The organism is Paraburkholderia sp. (assembly GCF_026225065.1).
Classification (GTDB): domain Bacteria; phylum Pseudomonadota; class Gammaproteobacteria; order Burkholderiales; family Burkholderiaceae; genus Paraburkholderia.
The window spans coordinates 1-11,474 of the sequence record NZ_JAMFSB010000421.1 but is presented as its reverse complement, the minus strand read 5'-3'; the positions used below and the strand labels follow the sequence as shown (position 1 = coordinate 11,474).

At 61.0% G+C, this 11,474-nt stretch carries 9 protein-coding genes; 2 read left to right on the top strand and 7 right to left on the bottom strand.

The genetic code is table 11. The features are described from left to right. Positions 1-62: 62 nt before the first annotated feature. Entirely contained in the window at positions 63-488 is a 426-nt protein-coding gene (locus tag M0954_RS28815; protein WP_122156285.1) for a PRC-barrel domain-containing protein, read from the bottom strand. Between the two features lie 229 nt (positions 489-717). Then, positions 718-1,551 (bottom strand): helix-turn-helix domain-containing protein, encoded by an 834-nt coding sequence (locus tag M0954_RS28810; RefSeq protein WP_123388396.1) that lies wholly within the window; start codon positions 1,549-1,551, stop codon positions 718-720. Positions 1,552-1,702: 151 nt separating this feature from the next. On the opposite strand from M0954_RS28810, the gene M0954_RS28805 reads away from it, so the two are divergent. Further along, a complete protein-coding gene (locus M0954_RS28805) occupies positions 1,703-1,954 on the top strand; it encodes a hypothetical protein (protein ID WP_123388397.1) in 252 nt (83 codons plus the stop codon). 70 nt (positions 1,955-2,024) lie between these two features. After that, positions 2,025-2,669: an HD domain-containing protein gene (locus M0954_RS28800; protein WP_297356889.1), complete on the top strand. Its 645-nt coding sequence runs from the start codon at positions 2,025-2,027 to the stop codon at positions 2,667-2,669. 192 nt (positions 2,670-2,861) lie between these two features. Here the strand turns inward: M0954_RS28800 and M0954_RS28795 are convergent, their stop codons facing one another. From M0954_RS28795 to M0954_RS28775, 5 genes are all read right to left on the bottom strand, one after another. Next, positions 2,862-5,597 (bottom strand): TonB-dependent receptor, encoded by a 2,736-nt coding sequence (locus tag M0954_RS28795; protein ID WP_123388398.1) that lies wholly within the window; start codon positions 5,595-5,597, stop codon positions 2,862-2,864. 836 nt (positions 5,598-6,433) lie between these two features. Further along, a complete protein-coding gene (gene argS / locus M0954_RS28790) occupies positions 6,434-8,173 on the bottom strand; it encodes an arginine--tRNA ligase (protein WP_123388399.1) in 1,740 nt (579 codons plus the stop codon). A gap of 214 nt (positions 8,174-8,387) precedes the next feature. After that, complete coding sequence (locus M0954_RS28785) at positions 8,388-9,929, bottom strand: methyl-accepting chemotaxis protein (protein ID WP_123388400.1); 1,542 nt, start codon at positions 9,927-9,929, stop codon at positions 8,388-8,390. A gap of 156 nt (positions 9,930-10,085) precedes the next feature. Next, positions 10,086-10,994, bottom strand: coding sequence for a DUF72 domain-containing protein (locus M0954_RS28780; RefSeq protein WP_297356886.1), 909 nt, complete (start codon positions 10,992-10,994; stop codon positions 10,086-10,088). 87 nt (positions 10,995-11,081) lie between these two features. Beyond that, the coding region (locus M0954_RS28775) for a response regulator (RefSeq protein ID WP_297356884.1) at positions 11,082-11,474 on the bottom strand (393 nt) is incomplete at its 5' end.

Genomic DNA, 11,474 nt, shown 5'->3' with positions numbered 1-11,474 from the left:
CCCCCCCCCAACAACCTCAGCTCAGGACTGCTGAGAACAGATCACTGCAGGTTACTGTGGCTTCACTGCGCCTGAACCTTCTTCGGCTTGGGCGGCGATTGCACCTTCGCGTACTGGAATTCAGGCGTTGCCTTCAGGGCATCCTTGGTGGCACCCGGCAGATACAGATTGCCGCCGCGAATGTCGAGCGCGGCGATGGGTACCGCGACGTCATGCGTGGCGACGCCGAGGAAACCGCCTGCTGCGAGGATGGCCGCCGAAACAGAGCCGTCCGGTGCCACGATCAGATCTTTGACCGAGCCGATTTTTTCGTTCTGGTCGTTATAGACCGATTTGCCCAGCACGCTCTTCTTCACGCTCCAGCCTTGCAGAAGCGCCTGCGATTGCTCGACCGTGACGCTCAGAGGCTGAGTGCCGGCGACCTGTGCGTGCGCGTCGATACATGCTGCGAGTGCCACTGCTACCAAAACTGCCTTGTGCAAAGCCATATCGTTCACTCCGTGGTTAGATTCGGTTTCGGGCACGTACTTCGTGCGCGCGGTTGCGACGCCGGCCAATCTCCGCCGCTACCGCGGGTCGCGCGCTGCCAGTGGGGCAGGGCGCGCGGGGAACCATCATACCTTTCAACACGCACGCCTGCACTTTGACTGCGCCCACAGTGGAGAAGCCTGTAGTTGAGCCAGTCTTCCGGTGCCAGGCCAACGGCAATCGCGAGCGCTATGTGGCGTCTTCGTCTTCGCTGCCTGCAGAAGAGGGCGTTCGCGCGGAATTTCCGTCGTTTGAATGGAAATAGCGGCTCGGCGTGGTGCCCATGGCGCGCTTGAACATCGCAATGAAAGCGCTCACGTTGTCGTAGCCGAGCTCGAGCGCCACGCTCGTGACCGGCGTCTGCGCGGCCAGCATTTCGAGTGCGCGCAAGAGGCGTGCTTGTTGCCGCCATTCGGCAAAGCTGAAGCCAGTCTCGTCGACAAAGCGGCGGCTCAAGGTACGCGGCGACATGGCGGCCCACTCGGCCCACTGTTCCAACCGGCGTTTGTCCGCGAGGTCCTCGGCGAGCGCATGGGCGATGCGCTGCAAGCGGCTGTCGAGGGGCATCGGCAAGCCCAGACGTTCGCGCGGCAGGCTCTGGATTTCGTCGACGATCACACCGGCCACGCGTAGCTGCGCCGTATCGAGCACCGCCGTGCGCCAGCTCGCCGCACGCTTGACGGCTTCCCGCAGCAACGCGGACATCCTGATCGTGCAGGGCTCGGCGGGCAGCGCCGCGCAAGCCGCTTCGTCGATATAGACGCTCCAGCCCGAATACGCGCCGTGCGAGCGCAGCGAATGCGTCCGATGCGGTGGAATCCAGACCGCATGCACGGCCGGCACGACCCACTGCTGGTTAGCAACGCCGACCGACAACAGGCCGCGCAACGCGCCAAGCAGCTGGCCGCGGGCATGCTGATGCGTGGGCGTGATGCGCGCATCCGCGCCGCTGCGTTCGACAGCGATAAGGAAAGGCCCGGTGGCGGAGTCCGCCTCGCGCACGGAAATCAAAGGATCTGACATGGCTGGAACGACGTATTGAATGGCCTTTATACCGGAGACGTGCCGCACTCGTCCATCTACAGTGGAATCTTTCCGGCGGCATGGCCGGGTGGGCCGCTTCATGGCCCATCCGCTGGGCCGCTTAACCATCACCCAATAAGGGAAGTTAGAGATGAAAGCAGAAGACCTGTTACCCGACCATGTGAATCAGGCTGATATCAATGGCGTCGTCGTGCGCAAGGGGACTGTGGGTGCGTTTCTCGCCAACGCGAGAATCTGGACCGACCGTAGTTCGTCTGCGCAAGGACGCGAGGATGCAGAGCGCGATATCGTCGACGCGCTGCCGGCGCTGCGGGCTTTAGGGATCTTCGAGGTACTGGAGATCCGCGATGCAGCGCTACGCTTGATGGTGGAGGCGAACTGAATAGTCTGGGGGTCAGGCTGCCCCAGGCGATAATCGCTTGCTTGCTCAACCGACGACAGCCATCATCCTCATGACGAATCCCGCATTTTCGCCCTTCCACGATCTGGCCAACACCTTGCTGCCGCACGCGGGCGATACGGGCGGCGACGGTTCGCATGACACCTCGCATTTGCAGCGTGTGTGGAAAAATGCGGCGGCGATTCAGGCGAAGGAAGGGGGCGATGCGTACGTGCTGTTCGCCGCGACGCTTCTGCACGACTGCGTCCCCACCGAGAAAGACTCGCCGCTGCGCAGTCAGGCGTCGCGTCTGTCCGCCGAAAAGGCCGCACATGTGCTGCTTGCGCTTGAATGGCCGCCCGCGAAAGTTAAGGCCGTCGCGCATGCCGTTGCCGCACACAGTTTTTCAGCGGGTGTGGCGCCGCAGACGTTAGAGGCGAAGACGCTGCAAGACGCCGATCGCCTCGATGCAATCGGCATGCTCGGCGTGGCGCGATGCTTTTACGTCGCCGGCCGCATGGGCAGTGCGCTGTATGACCCGGCCGATCCGCATGCATCGGAGCGGCCTCTGGATGACCGAAGATTCGCGCTCGATCATTTCCGCGCGAAGCTGCTCAAACTGGCATCGGGTTTTCAGACGCAGACGGGTGCACGTTTGGCGCAGCTTCGTCATGAACGTCTGCAGCGCTTTCTCGACGAATTTGCGGACGAAATCTGAGCGACTACGTGGGTAACCTCAAAAGAGATCAGGTGTCCTGCTGATACCGCGCGGTGATTTAAGGCGATGCGATGTGAGGTGGGCGAGGTGCGGCTCTGGAAAGCCGTCTCTCCGTTTGTGGAAATGACCGCTCCGGTTCCAGGAAGGAGAGCCGGAGCGGTGTGAAGAACCACTGCTAGTCGTACTACGTCCTTAGAATTTGTACGTCGCGCCGATCTGCGCGAAGACGCCAAGGTAGTTATAAATCGACGTGTCGTAACCGCTCTGATCCAGCGTACCGTTCGCAAAGATCGGATCGTACGGAGGCGTGCGGTTGAAGATGTTGTCGACGCCGCCGTAGAGCGTCCAGTGCTTGAAGCCCGTGTACTGCACCATCAGGTTGAACTGGCTATACGAACCCACCTTGCCTGGCGCGGGAGCCGGCAAGAGATTCTGCGCGTACGGGCCCGTAAACTCCCACGTCAACTGTGCGTCCCACTTCTGGTAATTCCAGTCGATCGAGGTGTTGCCCTTCCAGCGCGGGAAGCTGCCACCGAACGGTTGCGTGATGGTGTAGTTGTTGCCTGCACCGTTGATCGGCGCCTGACCCGGGGTGCCGAGCTTGAAGCTGTTCACGTAAGCCCAGTCCGCCGCGAGGGTGAACGTACCGACCTTCGTCGGCAGCGCCTGACGCAGCGTGCCTTCGAAGCCATTCGTGTCGAGGTAGCCCAGGTTCTGGTAGGGGATGACCTCGTAAAGGAGGTTGCCATTGGCGTCGTTGACAACCTGCGAAGGCGCGCCCTGGCCGATCACGTTGTCGACGCGAATCTTGTACCAGTCGAGGCCAACGTCGGTCGTACGCGTTGGCGACAGTTCGAAGCCGATGTTGAGATTCTTCGTATGCTCGGGAGCCAGATTCGGGTTGCCCTCTGTAATCGAGGTGTAGTTCTGCCCGGTCGCCTGATTCACCTGAAGACCCAGCGTTTGCGACGCGCTGTTCTCAACGAAGGTCGGTGCACGGAAGCCGCGGCTATACGACGTATACATCGTCAGTGCCTGCACCGGCTGATAACGCAAGGCAAAGCGTGGCGAGAACGCGCCGCCGACATCGCTGTAGTGGTCGTAACGTCCCGACTGGCTGAACGTCAGGTTCTTCACGATCGGAATGTCGATCTGGTAGTACACGGCCGCCACGTTACGCTGGCCATCCACCGTCTGGAGGTCCGGACTGGTGACGATGCCCTGCTCGTACTCGTAACCCGGCGTGAGGGTTTCGCTCTGGTGCGTAAACTGCGCACCGAAACCCACACCCACGTCACCCGCGGGCAAATGGAACAGGTTCGGCGTCGAAATCGTCGCATCAACCGTATCGAGCTTCGAGATACCGAGGTTGTTCGCGTTCTGGAACAGACCGTTCAGTCCGTTCGGCGTTGACGCCGGATTCCCAAAGTTGAACACGCCGTTCTGGTAAATGTTGGCCAGCGCGCTCGCGTTCAACTGGTTGCTGTACGTGTTCGACACCGTGCTTTGCGAATGGCTGATCGACGTCGCCCAGTCCCAGTCGCCGTACGGCAGGCTGAACGAACCCTTGATGCCTGTCGACGCGCGGTAATAGTTGGCATCCGTTGTTTCCGCTACCGCCCTCGGGAAAGCATACGTAAGCGGCGTGTCCACTCCAAACGGGTTGTAGGGGTTGCTCGCCGGCACCGTGAAGTTGAACGGCGTGAGCAACTTCGTCGTCGGATTCCAGATCAGCGTTGGGGCCTGCGGATTGCCGACAACCGGCACACCATCGTTCTGAGTGGTCGTGTTGTAGCTTTCCAGCAAGTCCGCGTACGCCGTCGTGGTGTCGTTGATCTTGAAGTCAGCGTGAATCTTGGCGTTGTAACGCTCCATCATCGGCGCGATGGACGTGTCGTTCGCAGTGTTGAAACTGCAGACCGTACCTGCCGATCCCGCGGTCAGCGAGTTGGTGGATGCCGGATGCGTCGTGCCGCCGCCGAGACATCCGCCCGCAGCCTGCGCGCTGCCGTCGGGCAGAGTCCAGTATGACGGCGCGAGCAACGAAAAGCCGCCCGGCTGACCGGTGAAGTCCTGGTTGCGCGTCGAGTCACGGTCGGCCAGCGTGGAGCCGTTGTCCTTGTAGGCGCTCGCCGCTACGGTGACGTTGAAGCGGTCCGAATTCAGATCGCCGAAGCCGGCTAGCACGCCAAACTTGTACGTACCATTGCCCGCGCTGTTGCTCACTGAGGTGCCCAGGCTGCCGTCCAGTTGCAGGCCCTGAAAGTCGTGCTTCGTAATGATGTTGACCACGCCGGCGACGGCATCCGAACCGTATTGGGAAACGGCACCGGTCTTCACGATTTCGATCCGGTCGATGTCGTTCAGCGGGAGCGAGTTCAGGTCGAAGAAAGAATCGACGCTGTTCGAAAAGAATGCAAACGGCGCGACACGCTGGCCGTCGAGCAGGACGAGGGTGTATTTTTCGCTGAGACCGCGCAGGGCAATACCGGCAGCGCCCGCAGCGAAATTCGAGGTCTGGCCTTCGCTCCAGCTATCGGCCGAGTTCGCCGATGTTTGTCGCAGGAAGTCGGAGACGGTCGTCGCCCCGCTGTCCTGGATGTCTTTCTGGGTAACCGTCTGGACCTGGTTGAAACCGACCTTGTCCGAACTGCGGATCAGCGAGCCGGTCACCTGGAAAGTTTGCAGTTGCTTCACCTGGCCGCTACCTGTGCCGGTGGCGCCTGATGTGCTGCTGGGTGCCGGCGCTGGCGTTGGTGTCGTGCCCGGCGTTGCACCGTTTTGTGCCGTTGTTATAGGTGTTGCGGGTGTTGCCCCCGTTGCAGGCGGCTGGCTTTGCGCAAACGCCGGAACGGCGATCGCGGCTGAGAATGCCAGCTCAGCCCAGATTATTCTTCTAATGGCGATTGCTAATGCCCTTTGTTTCATCATTCCCCTCACACTTGTCAGTAAGGCCAGACGCTGTTGTGCGAAGAGAGGCCTTTTGGACCTCTCCACCCTCTGCACGGCAAAGATTCGCCGTATTCCGTCACAAGCCACCCCACGTGCGTCATCACGCACCACGACTTGCCACGCACGAGGCACGGCCAAACCGGCGGGGGAGGCTACTTTATATTTAGTAGTACTAATGTTCTATTGTCGGATTGCGCAGCGTTTTTTCTTGCCAGGCGGGCGTCGGTCAGCTCCTCTGATTTCGTGCTGCCGACACTCTAATCTATAAATCAAGCACACATTAACCTTATGCATTCCTTACTAAATGCTTTACATGATGGCTGGTTAATGCGTTTCACATCTCACTTGTTGAGAACTCGAAGCGGGCCCGTTGCTTGCATTCGCAACGTGTTGCCGAAGCCATTTTTACCGGTCGGCGAGGTGTGTTGACACATGTCTTACGAACGGTTGCAAAACACTACCAAGACACAATCGCCTAGTCAAAATTAGTTTGATACAAATAAATCTTGTTGTTTTCTCGCCGATTTGCTCGCTGCGCCGATCTGCATGGCCGCCCGGACTGTGTAGAGGGCTTCGTCTAATCCTGGCCGATTTGCCGGCAGACGCCAGATGAATGCCTTTAGCGGGTCAGGGGCGCTTACGCCTGAACCGCGACTTAGCCGTTCTGAAGCTCCGTCGAGCGTGCGGCGCACGCCAACGCCTGAGCAGCGCTCGATCACTCGATCTGAGAAATTACGGTTTGTAATTGTGCGGGCCGTTTTAGCCCGCTGTCTGCGTATGCCTATGGCCGGTCGTTCCACAAGCTGGCTTTTTTACATCGCCTCGAGCACATCGATCCCGAGCAGCCCGAGGCCCGTGCGCAGTGTGTCGGCAGTCAAACGGCATAACTGCAGACGGCTGGTTCGTGTCTCGCCGGTTGCGCTGAGCACCGGGCACGCTTCGTAAAAGCGCATCAGGACTGCAGCCAGGTCGTACAGGTAGGCGCACAGATAATTCGGCAACGCGTCTTGCGCCACGGCCAGTACGGCGTCGGAAAAGCGCGCCAGTTGCAGGGCAAGTTGCCGCTCGGCTGGTTCCACGAGATGCACGGTGGCGTCGACGTCCCGTGCATCCGCGCGGCGCAACACGCTCTGTATGCGCGTGTAGGCATATTGAAGGTACGGCGCGGTATTGCCTTCGAAGGACAGCATGCTGGACCAATCGAAAACGTAATCCGTGCTGCGGTTCCTGGCCAGGTCGAAGTACTTGATGGCGCCAATGCCGACGACCTGCGCAATCGCACGCCGGTCGGCTTCCGGCAATTCGGGACTTTTTTCGCTGACCAGATTGAAGGCCCGTTGCGTAGCTTCCGCCAGCAGTTCCGCGAGTTTGACCGTGTCGCCGCTGCGCGTTTTGAACGGCTTGCCGTCGTCGCCGAGTACCACGCCGAATCCGACGTGCTCCAGTTGGACTTCGGGCGGTACGTAACCGGCCCGGCGCGCCACGGAAAACACCTGCTGGAAATGCAGTTTCTGCCGGGCATCGACCACGTAGAGCGCCCGGTCCGCTTTTAGCGTGCCGACGCGATAGCGGGTCGCGGCGAGATCGGTCGTGGAGTAGAGGTAGCCGCCGTCCTGTTTTTGCACGATATAGGCCGCGGGCTCGCCGTCCTTGCCGCTGAATTCGCTGAGAAAGACCACCTGAGCGCCGTCGCTCGTGGCGGCGAGGCCCTTTGCCTGGAGGTCGGCGACGACTACCGGCAGGTCGTCGTTATAGGCACTTTCGCCGTGCACATCGGCGCGTGTCAGGCCCACGTTCAACTGACGATAAATCTCTTCGCAATGATTCATCGACACGTCGAGAAAGCGCTTCCATAGTTCAAGTACGCGCGGATCGCCGCCTTGCAGTTTGACCACGTAGTCGCGTGCCCGATTTGCGAATGCCGGATCTTCGTCGAAGCGTTTCTTCGCATTCCGATAGAACACTTCGAGATCGGCAAGGGCGACGTTCGAAGCGTCGTTCGCGCCGGCTTCATCCATGGATGCCGTCAGCATGCCGAACTGCGTGCCCCAATCGCCGACGTGATTCTGCGCGACTACCTTGTGGCCAACGAAACGTAAAACCCGCGCCAACGCGTCGCCAATCACGGTTGAGCGCAGATGGCCCACGTGCATTTCCTTGGCGAGATTCGGCGACGAGTAGTCGATCACGACACATTGCACAGCGTCCCCGGCCACGCGCGGCACCGCGAGACCACCGTCGTCGTTTAGCGCTTGCGTCACCCAGCGCGCCAGATAGTCCGGCGCGACCGTCATGTTGATAAAGCCGGGTCCCGCAATCTCGACATGGCTGACAATGCCTTCGACATCAAGGTGTTCCACTACCGCCTGGGCTAACTGGCGCGGATTGAGTTTGCGCGATTTCGCTGCCGCCATGATCCCGTTCGCCTGATAGTCCCCATGCTCGGGACGGCCGGCAGGCTGGACGTTGGCGCTGGCATCCGCGCAGCCTGCTGCCGCGAGGGCATCCTGTACGCGCGCGTTGAGAAGTTGGAGCAGGGTTTGATTCGGCATCGATCTGGGCGTTGAAGGTTTTTAGCGGACGCGACTGGCAGGGCTGACGTAGCCCCGGAAGGGGAGGTCGGGCAGAAACGCGGTCGCTGGAGCTTTAGTTTTGCTTCCGGTGGACAAGGCGGCCCGGGTTGCCAGACGCCTTGTCCTTCCAGCGATTCTACATGGCCCCGGCGAGCGCCTGGGCGGGGAGCGCCGTGGGCGCTGCAGATTTCCGTTAGAGCCTGAACCGCGATACCGCGAGTTGCAATGCCTTCGCCTGTTCGTCGAGCGACAGCGCCGCGGCCGTCGTCTGCTCCACGAGTGCCGCATTCTGCTGCGTGACCTCGTCCATTTGCGCGACTGCCCGGTTCACCTGTTCGATGCCGTCGCTCTGCTCGCCGGATGCCGCCGCGACTTCGGTCATGATCTCGCTGACACGGCGGATCGATTCCACGATCTGCGCCATCGTGGTGCCTGCGCTCTGGACCAGGCCTGTACCATCGCCGACTCGCGTCGCCGCAGTCTGGATCAATCCCTTGATCTCCTTGGCGGACGCAGCCGAACGTTGCGCCAAGGTGCGCACTTCGCCCGCGACCACGGCAAAGCCCCGGCCCTCTTCTCCGGCGCGCGCGGCTTCGACTGCGGCGTTCAAGGCAAGGATGTTGGTCTGGAAGGCAATGCCTTCGATGGCGCCGATGATCGCCGACATCTTTTCCGACTGTTCGTTGATATCGGCCATCGTGCCCACTACGCGGTCCATCACTCCGCCGCCGTTTGCGGCAATCTCGGAGGCCTCTTTCGCGAGCTGGCTCGCATGGCTCGCGTTGGCGTTGTTCTGCCGCACGGTTGCCGTGAGTTGCTCCATGCTGGCGGCGGTCTGCTGGAGTGCCGCGGCTTGCGACTCGGTGCGCCGCGACAGGTCCGCGTTGCCGGCTGCGATTTCCTGGGTGGCGGTCGCCATGGTCGCGCTGCCGTCACGCACCGACGAGACGGTGCCTGACAGGCCGTCGCGCATCGCCGAGAGTGCGCTAATCAGTTTGCCCATCTCATCGAGTCCGCCCGCTTCAATCGGATCGGTAAGGTCCCCCTTCGAGATTGCCGAACAGGCGCGCAATGCGTTGGCGAGCGGTCGCGAAATCGCCTTTTGCAAGCCCATCGCGCACAGTGCGGCGATCGCGATGCCCAGCAGCATCAGCGCGGCCGACACCATGCTCATGGTTTTGAGCGTCTGCTGAAAGCCGTCGTAGTTATCGGCGCCGCGTTTGAGCAGGTAAGCGTTCAACTGATCGGTGCTTTTGGTCAGCGCGAGCGAGAGGACCGGCATCGTCGTCATCACGATCGTGTCGGCCGTCTTCGAATCGCCATGCTGCAGAGCCTGCAACGCCGGTTCGATCGCTTCGTTGAGCAGCTTGTCGAAATTACCCGAGACGACATTGGCGAGGCGTTGCTCGTCGGCATCGTGCGGCTGGGCAAGGTAGCGGGCGAGCGCCTGCTTCGAGGTGTTGAGATAGCCGTGCGTTTTGCCGATCAGCGTCGGCAGGTCGGGCGATTCGGGGTGCAGGATCGCACGGTCCATGGTCACGCGGGCAATGGCGAGGCTGTATTTGCTGTCCCCCATCGCCACCGCGGAGGCGAGTTGCACCGAGTAGGTCTCACGCAAGGCGGTCTGGCCGGATCCGGTGCTGAACTGGCCCACCAGGCCGAGGAGCAGCAAAAGCACCACAAGGCATCCCACCGTCGCCCAGATACGGAGTTTGATCGAGAGTCGGGAAAACATGACGGGGAGGGGACTCCAGCAGATTTGACGTCCGGATGAGGAGTCCGGTCTTATTGTCGTTATCGGCCGCTGGATGCAAAAACTTTATAGGTGGCAGGGTGAAAGAGCCTTGAGGTTAGTACGGTGCTGGGTACGCGCGCGCCTTGCGAAATCTTTCTATGTATCAACGAGTATCGTGGTCATGGTCAGCGCGTTGCGCTGCCCTTGATCCTCGAAGCAGTTATTGAAGATCACGTGGGTTTTTGCGGCGCGCGTTGAAATCGCCCGAATCGAAGCGGCCAACTCGCCGAGCTCGGCCTCGTTGTAGTCGTAGTTGAAACGGTCCGATGCCGACGCGCCGGCGCCGGGGCTCCAGCTCTCCGTGTTGCGGCCATGCATACGCACCATCGCGAGTTGCGGATTCGTGACTTCCCACACGGTATGCACGCGGTTTGTCACATCGGGGGGCGCATCGACGATCACGTGCACCAGGGCACGCTCGCGCAGAAACGCGAGCGTGTTGGGCGCGTGGCTTTCGTCCAGCCACGACTGGTTGCGAAACTCGACCGCCATCGTATAACCGGCCATGCGTGACGCGCATTCGTCGACGTGGGCGATGTCCTGTGGCGCGCTCGTGATCCACGGCGCGAACTGGAACAGTACCGCGCCGAGCCGTTGTGTTTGCCGTAACGGTTCGAGCGCTTCGAGATAGCGCCGCCACAACTCGTCACGAATCTCCGGCGGTAAATCGCGGTAGTAGAGATTTTTCTTGCGCGTGCTTGAGGCGGACGCGCTCAAGGCCATCGCGATGTCCTTCGGCAGCACGTCGGGCGAGGTCTGATGCCCCGTGAAGATACGGAACGCCTTGAAGTTGAAGGTGAAACCGTCGGGTGTGCGCTGGGACCATAGCTGCGAATTGGACGCCGACGGCATCCCGTAGTATGCAGAGTCGACTTCAACGAGAGGAAACTGGCTCGCGTAGAAACGCAGCCGCGCTTCGGCCGTGCTGGAGCCGCGCGGATAGAAACGCTTGCAGGCGATCAGCGTTTTGTCGGTCCAGCCGGCGGTGCCGCATTGGATGTTCATGGTCGCCATACTGTCGCTTGGGTTTGCTTCGTTTGGATTTAGTTCGTCTCGCTTCGGTTCGTTTCGCCATGCAGTAGAGCGGGCGGCCTATGCTGCTGGTTCGATGTGTGGGGCGGACGCTGCCAGTTCTCGGCGCAGAGCTTCGATATCGACCGGTTTCGCGAGCAGGCGTGCGCTGGGTATCGCCTGGCCGATTTCAGCACTTTCGCCATAGCCCGACATCAGCAGAATCCGCAGGTCCGGTTGCGTGCTTCGCAGAGCTCGCGCAAGCGCGTCGCCAGACAGTCCCGGCAAGCTGATGTCGCTCAACAGGATATCGTAACGTCGCGTCGACGCAAGCTTGAGGGCTTCTTCCGCGCTGGCGACTGAAGTGTATTGTAGTCCGAACGATTCGAGCAGCTCACCCATCGCTTCGCGTGAAGGCAGATCGTCTTCGACCAGCAGCACATAGGGCGCCGCCACGGCGTGCGGCGTGTCTGT